Consider the following 17,616-nt stretch of genomic DNA (forward strand, 5'->3'; position numbering starts at 1 on the left):
CGCACCGGCCGTTATCAATGGCGCGCTTGCGCGCTCAGCCGAGAGCGGAGAGCGCTCGGTTCAGCCACGCAGCCGTACGAATCGAACGCCTCCGCGGCCGGTTCGCTCGAGCGAGCCGTCGGGGCGTTTCGTCGCGTCGACGAGCGTCTGGCGGCCGGTTCCGACGGGGGCGATCACCTGACCGCCGGGACGGACCTGCTCGACGACGGCCGACGGGAGTTCCGGCGTCGCACAGGTGAAATAAGCGGCGTCGTAGGGGGCGTGTTCCGGCCAGCCCTCACGGCCGTCGCCGACACGGACCGAGACGCCGTCGTAACCCAGTTCCGCGAGCCGGTCGCGGGCCTCCCGGGCGAGTGCCGGACCATACTCGACGCTGTAGACGTGCTCGTCGCCGACCAGTTCGGCCGTGACGGCCGCGTGGTAGCCACAGCCGGTACCAATCTCGAGGACGTCGTCGCCGGGATCGACCGTAAGCAGGGTAGCCATGATCGCGACCATGTGCGGGGCGCTGATCGTCTGCCCGTCGCCGATCGGCAGCGGGCGGTCCGCGTAGGCGCTGTCTCGCCGATCCGGCGGGACGAACTCGTGGCGCGGCACCGCCTCGAGGGCCTCGAGGACGCGGTCGTCGTCGACGCGCGGCGCGACGGTCTCGACCATCCGCTGGCGCGCAGACTTGTAGCTGTCGGACATGGATCGGTTCGAGTACGCGCTCGAGAACAGTAGGCGTTCGGTGGCGAGTACCGGGTTCGGCGGACCGACCGATAGTGGCCATTGACCGTCACTGGACACCCGATCGCTGGACGGCACTGCGATCAGCGTGTAAATCGTTTCAGTCGCGACTATAGTTACCAGGCCGACCAGGCGCTGCTCTGCTCGTCGTAGGCGTAGACCCGTTTCGCGTCCTTCGCTAGGACGGTATCGCCGTCCATCTCATAGCGATCGCGCTCGTAGCCTGCGGCGTCGTCGCGGACGACGAAGGCGTCGATTTCAAACTCGTCGTCGCCGAACGATTCGACCGCGCCGACCTCGAACTCGTAGTCGCCGGGGACGTGGACGGTGATACCGCGGCTGTCGTCTCGCGATCCGTCTTGGGGGTGAACCGTGACGTTGACCGCGACGTTGTCGACCTCGCGGGTCCAGACGGTCTCAATTTCGTCGGCTGGGGCCTCGTCGACCCGGCGCTGGCCGTCGAGTTCGACGCTGGTCACGCGAACCGTCGAGAGGACCGCCTCGGTCTCGAGGATGAACTCGTCGCCGACTTCGATCGATTCGCCCTCGGGCGTCGTGACGTTCGCGGTGAAAGACTCGCCGCCCTGAGAGACAACTACGTCGAGCGTGACTTCGCGCTCGGTGTCGGGCTGTACTTTGTGGACGTGACTGCACTCGCTGCAGCGGACGGTCAGTGTACCGCCGCCTTCCGTCAGCACCTCGTGGACCGTCTCGAGGTCCGGCGAGCAGGACGGACAGGGGGTCGGAATCCGATCCGGAGTATCGCTCATATCACACCGTAGCGGCTACGTACCTAAAAGGCGATTGAAGCGGTCGTCGGTCTAGTTCCCCTGAATGGCGTCGATGACCATCGCCGCGGCCACGACCGGCTCTTTCGGGACCGTGCTGGCGTCGTCGATGGTGATCTCGTAGCGGTCCCGCAGCGAGAACTGCCCGCTGATGGAGCCGACGTGGGTCCCCTGCTGGTCGGAGATTTCGTACTTGTGCGGGATCCAGCCGCCAAACGGAACGATGTTTCGGGCGACCGTCACGGCGGCTCCCCGAGAGTTGATCTCGGCCAGTTTCTCCTCGGTGGTCGCGTCGCGGATCTTCCACGTATCCTGAAAGATCGAGTAGTCGTTGTCCAGAACGATGATGTCCTCACCGGTCTGTGCGTCGGTGAGGACGTAGTTCCCCGCGACGTCGATGATCCCACCGGCTTTCACCGTGAAGACCTCGTTGCCGTCGGCGTCGACGAAGGGGAACTCCTCTTTCATTTTGAGCATCTTCTGTTTCCCCCTGAGAACGACGTTCCCGTCTGCGTCGAGCGCTCTGTACTTGTTTCGAATCAGTCCCTGCTCGACCGTGTATAGATCGTCGGTGAGCTCGATCCCCCGAATATCGTATCCTCGCGTGTCGCTCATCGTCCCGAACTATCGCCAGGGGCACTTGAAACCACTAGGTACACACAGTTCGGTCGAAGATTTAACCCGGTTCAATCGGGTGAAATCGGGGCTCGAGCGTCGAGAATCACGGAGCGGTGACGGCGTTACGTGTCGGCCGGCGCGGGGAGGTCGATCGGTGTTCCGTCGGCGAAGACCGTCGGCTCGCGGATGATTCCGTCGAGGTGGATTGGCGCGTCCGTATCGCCGCCGATCCCCGCGTCATCGCCGATCGCGATGTGGACGGTCCCTCCCGCTTTCTCGTCCAACAGGACCGAGCCGACCAGTTCGGTGACGGCGACGTTCGTCCCGATTCCCAATTCGGCGAGGTTGTACGCGGCATCGCCGACCTCGTCGGCCGCGCTTTCCACCTCTTCGCGAATGTCGTCGTCCGAGATGTCCGTGACGAAGCCGTCCTCGACCACGAACGAGAGCGTCCGGCCGTCCTCGAGCAACCCGTGGGGCATCATCGTTCCGTCGACGACGAACGTCCCGTTTGCGGTCTCGGGGCTAATGAACACCTCGCCAGCCGGGAGGTTCGACATCGTACCGGGTTCGTGGACGATGCCGGTGTCGGCGAGCCACTCCCGGTCGCGGACGCCGAACGTGATGTCGGTACCGGCCTCGGTCGTCACACGGACCTCATCGGCACCGGCGACCTGCTGACGGACCGCCTCGCAGTGGGACGCGATCGATTCGTAGTCGGCCTCGAGTCCCGTCGTGAAGACGTCCTCGGTGATCCCCGGCAGCGTCGCGACTCGCGTGCCGGCCTCGTTGGCCTCGGTTCGGGCGCGGGTATGGCTCAGGCTCTTGGTCGTCGGCGCGAGCACCACGTCGGCCCCGGCCATCGCCGCCGCGACTGGTTCCGGCGGCTCGCCGCCGTGGGTCTCGCCCGGCGGATAGCGGACGATCACCGCGTCGTCGGTGATCTCGCGTGCCACCTCGTAGAGCGACTCCCCGATCGGACGCCGTTCGTCGTCGGTAACGATCGTACAGGACTCCCCCACCTCGAGACCAAGACACTGGCGGACCGCCGTCTCCGCCGCACCTCGACGTGCTGTCATACGTGCGTGTGCGGCGAGCGGGCCGATATGTCTTGCCCTCGGTCGGCTCCGGGCTCTCGAGCGGTTTCATCCTCGACCGGCACCGGTTCACAGATCGGACGGATCGAAAGTGTGGTGTAAACGAGCAACGATATCGGCCTCGAGAGCGATCGAGAACTCCGCTCCGAGTAAAAATCGGCTACGAGTCCTCGAAACGATTATCCCGTTCGGTGGATCACTCCCGGGTATATGCAACAGGTCGCCATCAACGGCTACGGCACGATCGGCAAGCGCGTCGCGGACGCCGTCCGGGCACAGCCCGACATGGAGGTACTGGGTGTTGCAAAGACACGCCCGAACTTTGAGGCCGAGACCGCGGTCGAGAAGGGATTCCCGCTCTACGCGGCCGTCGAAGAGCGCGAGGAGCTGTTCGACGAGGCCGGCCTCGAGATTGCGGGGCCGGTCGAGGACCTCGTGGCCGAGGCCGACGTGGTCGTCGACGCCACGCCCTCCGGAATCGGCGCGCAGAACAAGAACCTCTACGAGGACCATGACACGCCCGCGCTCTACCAGGGCGGCGAGGACGCCGATCTCGTCGATACGAGCTTCAACGCGCGCTCGAACTTCGAAGACGCCGTCGACGCTGACCACGTCCGCGTCGTCTCCTGTAACACGACCGGGCTCTCACGCGTGATCGCACCCCTCCGCGAGGAATACGGCGTCGAGAAGGTCCGTGCGACGCTCGTCCGCCGCGGCGGCGACCCCAGCCAGACCGATCGCGGTCCGATCAACGACATCCTGCCGAACCCGGTGACGATCCCCTCGCATCACGGCCCCGACGTCGAGACCATCTTCGACGATCTGGACATCGACACCCTCGGGATGAAGGTGCCCGCGACGCTGATGCACATGCACAGTCTCAACGTCACCTTGGCGGAGGAGGTCGACGCCGCCGAGGTCCGCGACCTGTTCGCCGACGAGTCGCGCCTGTTCCTGATCCCCGAGCGGATGGATATCGACGGCAGCGGCAAACTCAAGGAGTACGCGCTCGACGCAAGCCGGCCCCGCGGCGACGTCTGGGAGAACTGCATCTGGGAGGAATCGGTCTCGACCGTCGGCAACGACCTCTACCTCTTCCAGGGCATCCACCAGGAGTCAGACGTCGTCCCCGAGAACGTCGACGCGATCCGCGCCGTCACCGGCAGCGCCGACGCCGAAGAGAGCATCGAGACGACCAACGAAACGCTCGGAATCGGCCTGTAACGCCGCGAGAAGGGAGACTACACCGATCTCCGCTCGTCCTGTCTTCGTATAGGGTCGACAGAAAGTTTTTGCCACACGGTCCCCTAGGTACCCCCATGCGCCGAGACGACCGCGACGAACCCTTCGACGATCTGTTTCGCGAGATCGAGCGGATGATGAACGAGATGATGAACGGGGCCGACACTAACGTGAACTTCGACTCTACGACCAACGTCGACAACGGCTTCGGCATGGACACCCACGTCGATATCCACGAGACCGACGACGAAGTCCGCGTCGTCGCCGACCTCCCCGGCGTCGAGAAGGACAACATCGAACTCGAGTGCGACGGCAAGACCATGACCATCTCCGCCGAGAGCGAACACCGTCAGTACGACGAGCGCGTCTCCCTGCCGACCCGCGTCAACGAACACACCGCCGCCGCAACCTACAACAACGGCGTCCTCGAAGTCGTCTTCGACCCCGCCGAGCAGTCCTCGGACATCAGTCTCGAGTGAGCGGCCGATCGCGGTCGTCGCTGCTCGGTTTCGATTACGTCTCGTCGGCGGCCCGTCGAATCGCGGCCGCGAGGTGATCGTAAAACTCCGGTTCGTACTTCGTTTCCTCGTCGATCGTCGGCCGCGCGTTCGTCTCGTTGACCACCAGCTTCTCGCCCGTCTCGAGCAGATCGACGCCGAGAAACGGGATCTCGAGTTCGGCGGCGACCGACTCGGCCAGTTCGCGCCACGGCTCCGGCAGATCGACCCCGGTCGCCTCCGCGCCGCGGTGGACGTTGTGTTTCCACTGGCCCTCACGTACCGCCTCGTCGGGGAGTTTACGCTCGACCGCGCCGACGTACTCCCCCTCGAGTACCATCACGCGGTAGTCGGTCGCGTTCGGCAGATACTCCTGGACGAGAAACGATCGATCGCCAGTCGCTCGGTAGTCGTGGACCAGCGAGAGGTAGTCGCAGATCCCCAGAAACGAGTCTAGATCGTGCGCTTTCGCGACGCCGACGCCCCGCGTCGTCGAGTTGGGCTTGACCACGACCGGCGGCTCGAACCGCTCGAAGACGTCGACCAGTTCGCGCTCCGAGACGTCGTTCGAGACGTAGACGGAGTCCGGAACTGGGATGCTCGCGCGCTCGAGGCGCGCCAGCACCTCGGCTTTGTTCCGCGAGGTCAACACCGCTTCGTGGTCGTTGAGCCACGGGACCTCGAGCAGGGCGTCGGCGACCCCGCCCTCCATGAGCCGACCGGGATAGACGAAGCCGACGTCGTAGTCGTCGGGCGACCACGGCGGGTCGCCCAGCGCCACCACGCGCTCGCTCGCGGGCACGTGATGAACCCGTATGCCGCGCTCGGCCAGCGGCTCTCGCATCCGCTGAAACGTCTCCTTTGCGTTTGCCACGGCGAGATCGATCATACTCGGGACTCGGGAGCAGAGCGGCAAAAAGGTGCGCTGCTCGAGACCGAGAGCTCAAAACGCGGTGGCCGGGAGTGTGGCTCGAGCACCGCGAGAGGCGCACGACCCGGGGGAGGGCAGGCCGCTACCCGACACCGACCGCGAGCGAAGCCGTGCGCGGCGCTACGCGCCGCGCAGTGAGCGAGCGGGCCGACGACCGATGTGGAGAACGCTACGCGTTCGGAACGGAGGGAGGAGTGCTTTTGATCGAAATTTTACCGAAGGACATCGCGGTCGCGGTGACACGACCGCGATAGACTGCAGCGTAAAATTTCGTTATGCGATTAGCTGCTCTTCGCCCTTCTCGACGACGACGCGACACGGCGGCGAGACCTTGTTATAGGCACGGCGGAGCGCGTCCTTTGCGAACTCGGCGTCGTCGACGTCACACCAGATGGTGAAGATACGCTCGCCGGCGTCGATGCGAGCGGCGGTGCCGACGATCTTCCCGAAGGCCTGACGCATTCCGTCGGAGACACGGTCTGCACCCGCGCCCGTCGCCTGCTTGTTCTCCCGGATGACGTGGTGGGGGAACTTGCGCAGGATCATCTTGTAGTTGTTCTCACCGGCGTTTTTCAGCATGTGACGGTTGGCAGACAGCCGCGAGGCCTCGAGGCTCCCGTGGCGAATCTGGACCTCTTCTTCGGTGATGAGGCTGACCTGAACGGGGTAGTCTTCGGGGTCCGCGGCGGTGTCGCCCATCTTGTGCTGTGCGATCTTCGAACCCGGGATGCCGGTGATGTACTCGCGTCGCGTGTACGCCGGCTTGCTGATTTCCCGGTACATGGAGGCGGGTTTGTCGGACATGGTTGTGGTTACTTACGAAAACGCAGGCCCACCGGGCGGATAAAGGCTTCGAAGCGCCGCGTCGGCCGGTTCTGCGGGCGAGGACCGCGAGCCGGTCCGGATCGACGTGGGAGCATCACCGTCGACCCGACACGAACCGTCGACTCGAGAGCGAGCAACGGACGACTACCACAGCTGCAACAATGTGCGCGCGATGTGCGCGCAAACTAGTATCGGCGGCGCGCTTAAGGTTCCGCCGCCGAAACTAGTCTGTATGAGGAGTTTTCGGATCGGCTCGCTGTTCGGCATCCCGATCAAGCTCGATCTCACGTTCCTGCTCGTCCTGCCGCTGTTCGCGTATCTCATCGGGACGCGGATCGACCCCGTCGCGGAGATCCTAAACGGTGCGCTCGGAGCAGGGATCGACGTCGGCGTGATCAGCGGCGGCGCGACGCCGTGGCTACTCGGGTTAGCTGCCGCGGTCGGGCTGTTCGTCGGTGTCGTCCTCCACGAACTCGGCCACTCGCTGACCGCCCAGCGATATGGGTTTCCGATCGACTCGATCACGCTCTGGCTGTTCGGCGGCATCGCTTCGTTCACGGAGATGCCCGAGGACTGGCGCCAGGAGCTCACGATCGCCATCGCGGGACCGATCGTCAGCGTGCTGGTCGGCATCGGCTCGTACGGGCTCTACGCGGTCGTCCCCGAGGTCCTTTCCGACGCGTCGCCGGCGCTGCTCAACGGCACGCGGTTCGTCCTCGGCTATCTCGCCGTCCTGAACGTCTCGCTTGCGATTTTCAACATGCTGCCCGCGTTTCCGATGGACGGCGGGCGAGTGCTCCGTGCGCTGCTCGCTCGGAGCAAACCCTACGCTCGAGCGACCCAGCAGGCCGCCAGCGTCGGCAAGGTGTTCGCGGTGCTTATGGGGCTGTTCGGCCTCTTCGCGTTCAACATCATCCTCATCGGCGTCGCCTTCTTCGTCTTCATCGCCGCCTCGAGCGAGGCCCAACAGGTGACGATGAAAGCCGCCTTTCAGGACGTCACCGTCGGCGACATCATGACGCCGGCGAGCGAACTTCACACCGTCGAGCCCGAGACGACGGTCGCGGAGCTGATCCAGCGGATGTTCACCGAACGCCACACCGGCTATCCGGTCATCGAGAGCAGCGGGGTCGAGAGCGAGCGACTGATCGGGCTCGTGACGCTGTCCGACGCCCGCGAGGTCGAGCCGGTCGAGCGCGATGCCTATACCGTCGCGGACGTGATGACGACCGATCTGGAGACGATCGCTCCCGACTCAGATGCGATGACCGCGATCGAGCGCATGCAGGAACACGGGATCGGCCGGCTGCTCGTTATCGATTCCGGTCGGCGGCCGTCCGCCGATGGCACCCCCGCGGAATCGTCGCCCGACGACGGGGATCTCGTGGGACTGATCTCGCGCAGCGACGTGATGACCGCCCTCGACATCGTCCGCCAGAGCGGCTCGATATCCCCCTCGAGCCGTCCGCGAACTGCGGACTGACCGCACTGACGCACCGGGGATCCGTCGACACGGTACAGTGCGATGTGGCTAGTGCGGTGTGACCACGGTACAGACAGAAACGGATAGCTCGCGTGCCGCTACCACTATTCTTAACCGACGTCGGAGCCGAGGCTGGGCCGATGTCACCGGCCATCGAGACCGTCGACCTCGTAAAGGAGTACGGCGATCTGCGCGCGCTGCGGGAACTATCGCTGACCGTCGAGGAGGGCGAATTCTTCGGACTGCTCGGACCGAACGGTGCGGGGAAGACCACGTTCATTAACACGCTGGTCGGTCTGGTCCGCAAGACCGGCGGCGAGGCGCGGGTCTTCGGCTACGACGTCGAGGACGACTACCAGCAGGCCCGCGACGCGATCGGGCTCGCGCCACAGGAGTTCAACGTCGACCGGTTCTTCCCGATCCGAGAGGTGTTGCTGCACAAGGCCGGCTACCACGGAATCCCCGAGGACGAAGCCGCCGAGCGGGCCGACGAGGTGCTCAAACGCGTCGGCATCTACGACAAGCGAAACGAGCGCTTCGACTGGCTCTCCGGCGGGATGAAACGCCGGCTACTGCTCGCTCGCGCCCTCGTCACCGACCCCGACCTCCTTATCTTAGACGAGCCGACGGCGGGGGTCGACGTCCAGTTGCGCCACGACCTCTGGGAACTCGTCACCGAACTCAACGACGAGGGGACGACGATCCTGTTGACGACCCACTACATCGAGGAGGCAGAGCGCCTCTGTGACCGCGTCGCGATCATGAACGAGGGCCGGAAGGTAACCGTCGCGACCCCGGACGAACTGAAACAGCGGGGTACCGACACCATCGACGTAGGACTCGAGTCACCACCCGCCACCGCCCCGGACCTCGGCGCGTACGCACACGAAACGACGGTCTCGGGCGACCACCTCGAGGTCCGCGTCGACGACGGCGGCTCGACCGCGCCGCGCCTGCTCAACGACCTCGAGGCGCGGGGCTTCGAAATCGCCGACCTCGAGATCACGCGAACCTCGCTCGAGGAGATTTTCGTGGATCTGACCGAGCGCGAGGACCGAACCGTGACGAGATCGTCGGCAGAGAGCGCGGATACCGAGGAAGCGGCGACCGGAAGCGACGAGGCGGAAGCGCAGTCAAACAGCGACCGCGAGCGGGAACAAGAGGGGGTCGTCTGATGTCGGCGGTTAGTTTCCGCGCACTGTTCCGGCGCGAGGCGGTCTCTCACGGTCGGTGGAACGAGCGCGTCCGTCCTACTCGGACTCGAGACACACGGAACGGTGATCGAGCATGAGCGTTACCAGTACACAGCTACAGACCCTGATCCGACGAGAGGTGCTTCGATTCGTTAGACGGCCGTACAACACCTTCCTCCCCCCACTGATAACGAACGTGTTGTACTTCTCCGTGTTCGGGGTGATTCTCGGCGGTCGAATTGGAACAGTGAATGACGTAACCTACATTCAGTACGTGTTGCCCGGTCTAGTTGTACTGGGTGCTATGTCGAACTCGTTTGAAAACGCATCTTTCAGCATTTTCCATGGGAGGTGGAACGAATATATTCACGAGGTGGTTACATCCCCATTGTCCCATACCCACACAGTCGCTGGCTACGTAATAGCAAGCGCACTTCGTGGGATTATCATTGGGTGTCTGATAATCGGAGTTGGCTTTATATTTACGTCAATTCCCTTTACACACCCGTTCTACCTGCTTAGTTTCGGTATCGTAACCACTACTCTCTTCGCCGGTTTAGGAATAATCGGTGGTCTATGGGCAGAAGACTTCGATCACCTGACGGTCATGAACCAATTCCTTCTCCGACCGTTGGTATTCTTTGGTGCGGTTTTCTATTCACTGGATCAACTTGAGGGAATAGCCTACACTGTATCACTATTCAACCCAATGGTCTACATGGTCAATGGGGTTCGTTACGGCATGTTGGGCGTTACCGAGATCAATCCAAATGTATCTCTAATTGTACTTACAGCCACTACCATAATTGTCTTGTTTATAAATCTTATACTATTTGAACGGGGGTTTGGAATTTCCGAATAAAGACGATCAGACACCGCATCCTCAGCGCGCCGGTGCTCTCTGACACGAATAGAACATAGACAGGGGGCTATCCTTATGACGAAGAAAACGATGACCAAATGGTGCTATTCTGACACGATGGTGATTATACGAACTTAAATAGGGAGACTTCATATAGCAATAGAATTTCCTAATACTTTTAAGACCAGAATGTCTGGGACAGCTATATGGCAAGGATCCGTCGGGTTGACGATAAAAGAGAGATGGAACGAGTGATTGATGACTTTATTACGCAAGGGTATAAAGTCAAAAATCAGGGAGAACGCAGTACCCTGATGAAAAAGAAGACTTGGGGAAGCGGAGGAACACATCTTATTATTGGCATTCTTACAGTTTGGTGGACTCTTGGTATTGGCAATCTTGCTTATGCCATCTACAAGTACTTCACTGCAGAAGAAGTCCAGATTAAAGTAGACGACAAGTAGATCGGTAATCCTCTCTTCTTGGATTCTTTGATGGTACTTGCGGTGCATAATACGCCCTCTCTGAGAAGCACGTAGAAGTGGTTCCTCGGTGCGCTAAGAACAGGATCGAGCCTCCACTTTGGAGATATAGAGATCCATATTTTCAGAAATTGGCAAACTGCTTCGATTCTTTATTGGGCTGTGGGCAGAGGACTTCGACCACCTGACGGTCATGAACCGATTCCTGCTCCGACCGTTGGTGTTCTTCAGTGGGGTGTTCTACTCGTTGACGCAACTCGAGGGGGCGGCCCACACCGCGTCCCTGCTTAATCCGATGGTCTACATGGTCAACGGTGTCCGATACGGGATGTTAGGAGTCACCGAAATCAACCCGAATACGTCCCTTCTCGTGCTCACAGCCGCGACTGCGGTCGTTCTCCTCATCGACCTATTGCTGTTCAAACGCGGGTTCGGGATTACCGAGTGAGAAACGGCCCACCGACGCCGCTGTCCGCGTCAAGGACCGTATTAGGGTCGAACCCAACTCCGGCCCGGAAGCCGACCAAGAATCACCCACTGCAGGAACGCTCGCCCGCGATAGGTGCTAGTCCGTGGCCGGAACCGCCACGTCTGCGGTCACGGGAGAATCAGTCGTTCCGTTCGCCGACTTTGACTAGCTGCTTGCCGATGTTTTCTCCTTCGAATAGCCCGAGGAAGGCGTCGGGCGCGTTCTCGAAGCCTTCGACGACGTTCTCGCGGTACCGGATCTCGTCGTTCCGAACGAATTTCGAAAGGCGCTCGAGGGCCTCGCCCCACCGGTTCTCGTAGTCGCCGACGAGCAGTCCCTCGACTTTCGCGCGGGTCTCGATGAGTTTCGTGAGCTTCCGGGGACCGGTCGGGACCTCGGTCTCGTTGTACAGCGCGATTTGGCCGCAGACCGCGACCCGCGAGTGGTCGTTCAGGCGGGGCCAGACGGCGTCCGTGATGGGGCCGCCGACGTTATCGAAGTAGACGTCGACTCCGTCGGGACAGGCCTCCGCCATCGCGCTCGAGAGATCGTCGGTCGTCTTGTAGTTGATCGCGGCGTCGAAACCGAGGTCGTCGGTGAGCCAGTCGATCTTCTCGTCGCTGCCGGCGGTACCGACCACGCGTGCGCCGTTGATCCGGGCGAGTTGGCCGACGACGGAGCCGACCGCGCCCGCGGCGGCGGAGACGACGACTGTATCGCCGGGCTTGGGATCGCCGACGTCGAGCAAGCCCCAGTAGGCGGTCACGCCGGGCATGCCGAGGACGCCCAGCGCCGTCGAGATCGGCCCGAGTTCGGGGTTCACCCGCTGGAGGTCGTCTGCGTCTGCTATAGCGTGTTCCGCCCAAAGGAGATTGCCCGTGACGACGTCGCCCTCGTCGAACCGGGCGGCGTTGGATTCGACGACTTCGCCGACGACGCCGGCCTGCATGGGCTCGCCGACGTCCCAGGGCTCGGCGTACGATTCCGCGTCGCGCATCCGTCCGCGCATGTAGGGATCGACCGACTGATACAGCGTCTTCACGAGGACCTCGCCGTGACCCGGTTCGGGTCGGTCGACGGTGACGAGTTCGAAGTTTTCCATAGTCGGTTCCCCGACGGGACGGCTCGCGAGTCGCCACTGTCTGGTCTCTGCCATAGCTTCGTATAGGTGCGCCGGTACGTGAATATTGGGCTCGCGGAACCTCGCAACTGGTCAAGCGCGGGCCGCTCGAGACCGAGAGCCGAGAACGGCCGCCGGCGATGCAGTCCGGTCGCCGGACGCAACCGGGGGACGCGCCTTCAAGCCGCGTCGAGACATGCCGAGAGGGGGTTGCAGATGAGATCAAAAGAAGCCGACACATACCGCGAACGCCTCGCGTCGTTTCGCGTACCCCGTCCGAGACGGCACGCAAGAGACAGAGACGGGAGTCGATCGGAGTCGGAGGGTTTATCAGTCCCGGGCCGTTCTCTTTAGAAGCAATGGCGAAAGGAACCGTTGATTTCTTCAACGACACTGGCGGCTACGGATTCATCGAGACTGAGGACGCGGACGACGACGTGTTCTTCCACATGGAAGACATCGGCGGCCCGGATCTGGAAGAAGGTCAGGAGCTCGAGTTCGACATCGAGCAGGCCCCCAAGGGCCCGCGCGCGACGAACGTCGAGCGCCTGTAAGGCGGATTCGTAACGGTATCGGCACTTGACTGCAGTATTTTACTCCCCCCGAGCGATAGCGCCATCGATTGCAAGTCGGCACACCTCGTTCGGAATTCTTATAGACGGTTGACACGTACAGGACGTAATGACGGATCGGTCCGGCGCGATCACGTGGACGCGACCCGCGTCGGCGTCGACGGTCGGCCGGTTCTGTCTGTACCTTCAGGTCGGCTTTGTCGGCGGGATGGCGCTACTCGTGGTCGTACTCGGAGCAACGGCGCTCGTTCTCTCCGTTGTCGATGGCGCGTACGAACAATTCGCGCTACTCGCCTTGCTCTTGCTAATCGGCGGCCCGTTCTCACTGCTCTATGTGCTCCCGCTGATCGAGGACGAGACGGCTCGATCCTCGGTACGGACCTGGGCGAGCCACACCGGGTACGATCGGCTCCGTCCGCTCCCCGCAGCGGTGAGCGTCCTCGCCGGTGCAATCGCGATCGTCGGCTCTGTCGCGGTGTCTCCGGTAACACCGTTCGTGCTGTTCCTCGTAGTCCTGTTCGGAACAGTGGTCGGTATGCAGCCGCTGACCTCCCATGGGGAGATCGATCCTAAGGCGGGAACAGTTTGCGTAAACGACCAATCGTTCGAGCTCAAGGAACTCGCGGCCGTTCGCGGCTACCGCGTGCCGGCGGTCGAAGTCGTCGTGCTCCGACTATCGTACGCGACCAAGACGCGAGGGGTAACGGCACCGGGGTACGTCACGCTGCCCCGCGACGTCTACGAGGAGGCCCGACCGGTGCTTGAGGCCGCCGCGAGCGAGACGGAGCGGACGACTCGAGGGAGTCGGACCGAACGCGTCCTCCTCGCCGTCTTCGGCGTCGGCGTGCTCGTCGTGGCCGTCGGCGCTGCGTTCTTGGGATTCAAGCGCGGGGGCGATGCGCTCGTGATCCTCTCGTACGTCGCATTGCTGATGGGCTGCTTCGGAGTCGGGTTCCTCGCGCTGGCCGTTCGAAAGCCCTGACACGGTGTTTCTCGAGCGGGGCTCAGTCCCATTTTAGGGGATCAGCGTCCGGCGAACCGGACGATTTTGTGGTTCCGCCACCGACTTACGGTGTGACCGATCCGCAACTACGACGCGGCAACGAGATCGAATACGAACCGGTCGAGGCCGCCGACGGCCTCGAGAAGGGCGTTCTGATCGCCGACGATCACGGCGCGCCGAACTTCGCGATTCGACGGTTCACTCTCGAGCCCGGCGGGGAGGTGCCGAAACACACAAACGATGTCGAGCACGAACAGTACGTACTCGCGGGCGAGTACACGGTGGGTATCGAGGACGAAGAATACGAAGTCGAGCCGGGAGATTCACTGCTGATTCCCGCTGGGACGGCCCACTGGTACCGCAACGAGGGCGACGAGCCCGGCGCGTTCATCTGTGCGGTTCCGAACGGGGACGACGAAATTCGGTTGCTCGAGCGCAGTCGCGAGTAATCGGATGCTATCCGACCGCGGGCCGACACGGCGTGGTTCGTAGCTGGGTTCTGTCATGCCGTCTCGCAACCGCAACTACTAAACGTCTTTTAGGCACACCTAAATGCGATGGCAGAAGCGCAGTCGGTCGGTGAGCAGGCGGCCACCCGGGAGCGGGAGGGATGGGTTACGGGGACGCTCGTCCTCTTTTGTCTGGCGAGTGCAGTCATCACCGTCGTCGCCGGCCTGATACAGGTAAGCTTCGGAGAGTACTCGATGACGTTCGTCGAGGCGTGGCAGGCAGTGTTCAACCCCGAAGTGATATTCAACCTCAACGCCTGGTCAGCGTTCCTCCTTGGGACTGAGATCCCGGAAATGAGCACCGGCAGCATCGTCGTGTGGGAACTTCGGCTACCGCGGGTGTTCGTCGCGATCATCGCCGGCGCGACGCTCGCGGTCTCCGGCGCGATCTTTCAGGCCGTGACGCGCAACGAACTCGCGAGCCCGTTCGTGCTAGGGGTTAGCTCCGGCGCGGGCTTTGCCGTTTTAGCGACGCTGATCGTCTTCAGCGGGCTTTCTCACATGTTGCCGCTGGTCGCGACCGTCGGCGGCGCGGTGGCGTTCCTGACCGTGTACGCGATTGCCTGGAAGGGCGGTACGAGTCCCGTTCGGCTTGTCCTCGCCGGCGTCATCGTCAACATGGTCTTCCAGTCGCTCCAGCAGGGACTGTTCTTCTTCGCGGACGACCTCGGCGTCGTCCAGACGGCGATCGCCTGGCTCACCGGATCGCTCACCGGGACCGGTTGGGACGAGGTCCGGATCGCGATCCTGCCGGCGCTGCTCTCGATCGCGATCGCGATCGGCGGCGCACGACAGCTGAACGTCTTGATGCTCGGCGAGCGCACCGCCCGTTCGCTCGGAATGCGCGTCGAGCGAACCCGGTTTCTCCTCTCGGTCGTGGCTATCTTAGCCGCGAGCGTCGCGATCGCCGTGGCCGGCATCGTCAGCTTCTTCGGGCTCGTCGTCCCCCACATCGTCCGGAACACGGTCGGTGGCGACTACCGACGGCTGATCGTCGGCTGTCTCTTCGCCGGCCCCGCGCTGATGGTCGTCGCCGACGTCGGTGCTCGGCTCGCGATCCCCGGGCTTCAGTTACCGGTCGGCGTCGTCACCGGGCTGGTCGGCGGCCCGTACTTCCTCTATCTGATGCGCAAGCAGCAATCGATGGGTGAGCTATAATGTCACGAACGTATCAAGACGCGAGCGGCGAAACGAATCGGATCACCGACGGCGACGGCGTCGCCGTCGAGAGCGCACTCGTCGGCGACGACCTCGAGTTGAGTTACCCGACAAGCGAGGAGACGATCGTCGAGTGTGCGCGTCTCGACGTTCCCGAGGAGGCGGTGACCGCGCTCGTCGGCCCGAACGGCAGCGGGAAAAGTACGCTACTGAAGGCGCTTTCGAACCATCTCGAGCCCGATACGGGGACGGTGAAGATCCACGGCGACGACCTCGATTCGTTCGGTCAGAAGGAACTGGCGCGCGAACTGGGCGTCCTCTCCCAGGAAAACGACTCGCTGGGTTCGATCACCGTCGAGGACCTCGTCTACCACGGCCGCTACCCCCATCGGGGGTTCTTCGACAGCGTGGGGGAGACCGATCGCAGGGCGGTCGAGCGCGCGCTCGATCTGGCCGGGATCGAGCACCTGCGAGACACCGAACTCGGCCAGTTAAGCGGCGGCCAGAAGCAACTGGCCTGGATCTCCATGGTGCTCGCACAGGACACGGACGTGCTCTTGCTCGACGAACCGACGACGTTTCTGGACGTCCACCACCAGTTTCGCGTCCTCGAGACGATCCGCCAGCTGAACGAGGAGAAAGGCGTTACCGTGGCGGTTATTCTCCACGATATCTCGCAGGCGGCCCGCTTCGCGGACTACCTCGTCGCGATGCGCGACGGCGAACTCTACGACTGGGGGCCGCCCGAGGAGGTCGTGACCGAACAGTTACTCGCCGATGTTTTCGGCGTGGAAGCGACCGTCGAGTACGAACCCGAGCTACAGGTGTTGCCAAAGCGGGCGCTGCCGGACCGGTGACCGATCGGAACGGTTTTGTACTTTTAGGCCAGCCTAAAACTTGATGGTGGCCGAGACGCGGCAGACGAGACGGACTGTGCTGAAAGCGGGCGTGGCGGCAACGGGAGTCGGCGCGGTCGCCGGCTGCCTGGGTACGTCCGGGCCGGCCGATGGCGAGAGCGCGTACTCGGTGACGATGGAGCCCGTCGGAACCGTCGAGTTCGACGCCGTCCCGGAGACGTGGCTCGCCTTTACGGGCGACTACGCCGACATGGGTGTCGCGCTCGGCCAAGGTGACGGACTGGTGGGAATCGGACTTCGAAGCCGGTACGCCACGCATCACTACGAGGAACTACCGGGCGTCGCGATCGACCCCGGTGATCTGACCCAACTCTGGGACGGCGGAACCGACACGGAACTTTTCTACGAACTCGAGGCGGACGTCCACGTCGTCGATCCGAATTTCGCGATCAACCGGTTGAACTGGAGCCGAGACGACGTCGACAGAATCGCGGAGGTCGTTGGACCGTTCGTTGGCAACACGATCTTCTCGGTCAACTACGACTGGCACGACTACACGCGTTACACCCTCTACGAGGCCTTTGAGAAGATCGCCGACGTGTTTCAGGAGCGAGCACGCTACGAGGCGTTTGCGACCCTCCACGAGGAGGTACTAACCGACGTCCACACACGGCTCCCCGACGAGCGACCGACAGTCGCGGTCCTCGTCCCGAAATCGGCCGAGCCCGACGCGTTCTATCCGTATCACATCGACGAGGGGACGCAGTCCAAACACTGGAACGATCTCCGAGTCGACGGCGCGCTCGCCGCGAACGGCGTCGGAGACGCCCAAGCGACCGGCGGCGCGATCGGCTACGAGACGCTCCTCGAGATCGATCCCGACGTCATCGCGATCAGACAGCAGGGTGCGGTCACGGAGTCGGAGTTCGAACGTGGAATCGTCGCGTACATGCGCAATCACGACGCCGCGAGCGAGCTACGAGCGGTACGGGACGATCGCGTCATCTACGGCGGTATGACCTATCAGGGGCCAATCATCCATCTCTTTCAGCTCGAACGGACGGCGCAAGGGCTCTATCCGGACACGTTCGGGGGCGAAGCACTGTTCGACCGGGAGCGAGTCGCAGCGATCGTCACCGGCGACTTCTGACCGGCGGACGAGTGAGTCCGCAAGACTTTTA

Annotated in this window: 19 protein-coding genes and 1 pseudogene; 13 read left to right on the plus strand and 7 right to left on the minus strand. The window is 62.9% G+C overall.

The annotated features are described in order from the left end of the window. Positions 1-60: 60 nt before the first annotated feature. From ACJ70B_RS07655 to ACJ70B_RS07670, 4 genes are all read right to left on the minus strand, one after another. Entirely contained in the window at positions 61-690 is a 630-nt protein-coding gene (locus ACJ70B_RS07655) for a protein-L-isoaspartate(D-aspartate) O-methyltransferase (protein WP_408959810.1), read from the minus strand. 155 nt (positions 691-845) lie between these two features. Then, on the minus strand, positions 846-1,499 hold the full coding sequence (locus ACJ70B_RS07660; protein ID WP_408959811.1) for an HVO_0476 family zinc finger protein: 654 nt from the start codon (positions 1,497-1,499) through the stop codon (positions 846-848). A 51-nt stretch (positions 1,500-1,550) separates the two neighbouring features. Next, complete coding sequence (locus tag ACJ70B_RS07665) at positions 1,551-2,132, minus strand: LURP-one-related/scramblase family protein (RefSeq protein WP_408959812.1); 582 nt, start codon at positions 2,130-2,132, stop codon at positions 1,551-1,553. Positions 2,133-2,257: 125 nt separating this feature from the next. After that, entirely contained in the window at positions 2,258-3,214 is a 957-nt protein-coding gene (locus ACJ70B_RS07670) for an aminopeptidase (RefSeq protein WP_408959813.1), read from the minus strand. 228 nt (positions 3,215-3,442) lie between these two features. Here ACJ70B_RS07670 and ACJ70B_RS07675 point away from each other — a divergent pair, with 228 nt between their 5' ends. Together ACJ70B_RS07675 and ACJ70B_RS07680 are read left to right on the plus strand one after the other, a co-directional pair. Further along, positions 3,443-4,456, plus strand: coding sequence for a type II glyceraldehyde-3-phosphate dehydrogenase (locus tag ACJ70B_RS07675; RefSeq protein ID WP_408959814.1), 1,014 nt, complete (start codon positions 3,443-3,445; stop codon positions 4,454-4,456). Positions 4,457-4,551: 95 nt separating this feature from the next. Then, positions 4,552-4,953, plus strand: coding sequence for an Hsp20/alpha crystallin family protein (locus ACJ70B_RS07680; RefSeq protein WP_408959815.1), 402 nt, complete (start codon positions 4,552-4,554; stop codon positions 4,951-4,953). A 34-nt stretch (positions 4,954-4,987) separates the two neighbouring features. Here the strand turns inward: ACJ70B_RS07680 and ACJ70B_RS07685 are convergent, their stop codons facing one another. Both ACJ70B_RS07685 and ACJ70B_RS07690 read right to left on the minus strand, forming a co-directional pair. Next, positions 4,988-5,860: a RimK family alpha-L-glutamate ligase gene (locus tag ACJ70B_RS07685; protein ID WP_408959816.1), complete on the minus strand. Its 873-nt coding sequence runs from the start codon at positions 5,858-5,860 to the stop codon at positions 4,988-4,990. A gap of 315 nt (positions 5,861-6,175) precedes the next feature. Next, a complete protein-coding gene (locus tag ACJ70B_RS07690) occupies positions 6,176-6,706 on the minus strand; it encodes a 50S ribosomal protein L16 (protein ID WP_408959817.1) in 531 nt (176 codons plus the stop codon). 253 nt (positions 6,707-6,959) lie between these two features. Here ACJ70B_RS07690 and ACJ70B_RS07695 point away from each other — a divergent pair, with 253 nt between their 5' ends. The 5 genes and pseudogenes from ACJ70B_RS07695 to ACJ70B_RS07715 form a co-directional block, all read left to right on the plus strand. Next, positions 6,960-8,210 (plus strand): site-2 protease family protein, encoded by a 1,251-nt coding sequence (locus ACJ70B_RS07695; protein WP_408959818.1) that lies wholly within the window; start codon positions 6,960-6,962, stop codon positions 8,208-8,210. Positions 8,211-8,350: 140 nt separating this feature from the next. Continuing rightward, positions 8,351-9,385, plus strand: a complete 1,035-nt coding sequence (locus ACJ70B_RS07700; RefSeq protein ID WP_408959819.1) for an ATP-binding cassette domain-containing protein — start codon at positions 8,351-8,353, stop codon at positions 9,383-9,385. Positions 9,386-9,497: 112 nt separating this feature from the next. Beyond that, positions 9,498-10,265, plus strand: coding sequence for an ABC transporter permease (locus ACJ70B_RS07705; protein ID WP_408959820.1), 768 nt, complete (start codon positions 9,498-9,500; stop codon positions 10,263-10,265). Between the two features lie 206 nt (positions 10,266-10,471). After that, positions 10,472-10,729 (plus strand): hypothetical protein, encoded by a 258-nt coding sequence (locus ACJ70B_RS07710; RefSeq protein WP_408959821.1) that lies wholly within the window; start codon positions 10,472-10,474, stop codon positions 10,727-10,729. A gap of 175 nt (positions 10,730-10,904) precedes the next feature. Further along, a pseudogene (locus tag ACJ70B_RS07715) lies at positions 10,905-11,195 on the plus strand (ABC transporter permease); the annotation flags it as partial. Positions 11,196-11,355: 160 nt separating this feature from the next. On the opposite strand, the gene ACJ70B_RS07720 reads toward ACJ70B_RS07715, so the two are convergent. Next, entirely contained in the window at positions 11,356-12,372 is a 1,017-nt protein-coding gene (locus ACJ70B_RS07720) for an NADP-dependent oxidoreductase (RefSeq protein ID WP_408959822.1), read from the minus strand. Between the two features lie 323 nt (positions 12,373-12,695). On the opposite strand from ACJ70B_RS07720, the gene ACJ70B_RS07725 reads away from it, so the two are divergent. The 6 genes from ACJ70B_RS07725 (at position 12,696) to ACJ70B_RS07750 (ending at position 17,585) form a co-directional block, all read left to right on the plus strand. Beyond that, on the plus strand, positions 12,696-12,890 hold the full coding sequence (locus tag ACJ70B_RS07725; RefSeq protein WP_005554588.1) for a cold-shock protein: 195 nt from the start codon (positions 12,696-12,698) through the stop codon (positions 12,888-12,890). Between the two features lie 127 nt (positions 12,891-13,017). Further along, positions 13,018-13,890 (plus strand): hypothetical protein, encoded by an 873-nt coding sequence (locus ACJ70B_RS07730; RefSeq protein WP_408959823.1) that lies wholly within the window; start codon positions 13,018-13,020, stop codon positions 13,888-13,890. Positions 13,891-13,982: 92 nt separating this feature from the next. Further along, positions 13,983-14,360 (plus strand): cupin domain-containing protein, encoded by a 378-nt coding sequence (locus ACJ70B_RS07735; RefSeq protein WP_408959824.1) that lies wholly within the window; start codon positions 13,983-13,985, stop codon positions 14,358-14,360. Between the two features lie 108 nt (positions 14,361-14,468). Further along, the gene (locus tag ACJ70B_RS07740) at positions 14,469-15,578 is read left to right on the plus strand and encodes a FecCD family ABC transporter permease (protein WP_408959825.1); all 1,110 of its coding nucleotides are present in this window, start codon (positions 14,469-14,471) and stop codon (positions 15,576-15,578) included. Next, positions 15,578-16,435, plus strand: coding sequence for an ABC transporter ATP-binding protein (locus ACJ70B_RS07745; protein WP_408959826.1), 858 nt, complete (start codon positions 15,578-15,580; stop codon positions 16,433-16,435). Before ACJ70B_RS07740 ends, ACJ70B_RS07745 begins: the two co-directional genes overlap by 1 nt. Before the next feature lie 43 nt (positions 16,436-16,478). Next, a complete protein-coding gene (locus ACJ70B_RS07750; protein WP_408959827.1) occupies positions 16,479-17,585 on the plus strand; it encodes an ABC transporter substrate-binding protein in 1,107 nt (368 codons plus the stop codon). Positions 17,586-17,616: the final 31 nt, after the last annotated feature.

The organism is Natrinema sp. 74 (assembly GCF_046097095.1).
Taxonomy (GTDB): Archaea; Halobacteriota; Halobacteria; order Halobacteriales; family Natrialbaceae; genus Natrinema.

Bases quoted from the DNA above. Each gene is read 5' to 3' on its own strand.
- ACJ70B_RS07655 (WP_408959810.1), bottom strand. From the start codon at position 690: ATGTCCGACAGCTACAAGTCTGCGCGCCAGCGGATGGTCGAGACCGTC.
- ACJ70B_RS07660 (WP_408959811.1), bottom strand. From the start codon at position 1,499: ATGAGCGATACTCCGGATCGGATTCCGACCCCCTGTCCGTCCTGCTCG.
- ACJ70B_RS07665 (WP_408959812.1), bottom strand. From the start codon at position 2,132: ATGAGCGACACGCGAGGATACGATATTCGGGGGATCGAGCTCACCGAC.
- ACJ70B_RS07670 (WP_408959813.1), bottom strand. From the start codon at position 3,214: ATGACAGCACGTCGAGGTGCGGCGGAGACGGCGGTCCGCCAGTGTCTT.
- ACJ70B_RS07675 (WP_408959814.1), top strand. From the start codon at position 3,443: ATGCAACAGGTCGCCATCAACGGCTACGGCACGATCGGCAAGCGCGTC.
- ACJ70B_RS07680 (WP_408959815.1), top strand. From the start codon at position 4,552: ATGCGCCGAGACGACCGCGACGAACCCTTCGACGATCTGTTTCGCGAG.
- ACJ70B_RS07685 (WP_408959816.1), bottom strand. From the start codon at position 5,860: ATGATCGATCTCGCCGTGGCAAACGCAAAGGAGACGTTTCAGCGGATG.
- ACJ70B_RS07690 (WP_408959817.1), bottom strand. From the start codon at position 6,706: ATGTCCGACAAACCCGCCTCCATGTACCGGGAAATCAGCAAGCCGGCG.
- ACJ70B_RS07695 (WP_408959818.1), top strand. From the start codon at position 6,960: ATGAGGAGTTTTCGGATCGGCTCGCTGTTCGGCATCCCGATCAAGCTC.
- ACJ70B_RS07700 (WP_408959819.1), top strand. From the start codon at position 8,351: ATGTCACCGGCCATCGAGACCGTCGACCTCGTAAAGGAGTACGGCGAT.
- ACJ70B_RS07705 (WP_408959820.1), top strand. From the start codon at position 9,498: ATGAGCGTTACCAGTACACAGCTACAGACCCTGATCCGACGAGAGGTG.
- ACJ70B_RS07710 (WP_408959821.1), top strand. From the start codon at position 10,472: ATGGCAAGGATCCGTCGGGTTGACGATAAAAGAGAGATGGAACGAGTG.
- ACJ70B_RS07720 (WP_408959822.1), bottom strand. From the start codon at position 12,372: ATGGCAGAGACCAGACAGTGGCGACTCGCGAGCCGTCCCGTCGGGGAA.
- ACJ70B_RS07725 (WP_005554588.1), top strand. From the start codon at position 12,696: ATGGCGAAAGGAACCGTTGATTTCTTCAACGACACTGGCGGCTACGGA.
- ACJ70B_RS07730 (WP_408959823.1), top strand. From the start codon at position 13,018: ATGACGGATCGGTCCGGCGCGATCACGTGGACGCGACCCGCGTCGGCG.
- ACJ70B_RS07740 (WP_408959825.1), top strand. From the start codon at position 14,469: ATGGCAGAAGCGCAGTCGGTCGGTGAGCAGGCGGCCACCCGGGAGCGG.
- ACJ70B_RS07745 (WP_408959826.1), top strand. From the start codon at position 15,578: ATGTCACGAACGTATCAAGACGCGAGCGGCGAAACGAATCGGATCACC.
- ACJ70B_RS07750 (WP_408959827.1), top strand. From the start codon at position 16,479: ATGGTGGCCGAGACGCGGCAGACGAGACGGACTGTGCTGAAAGCGGGC.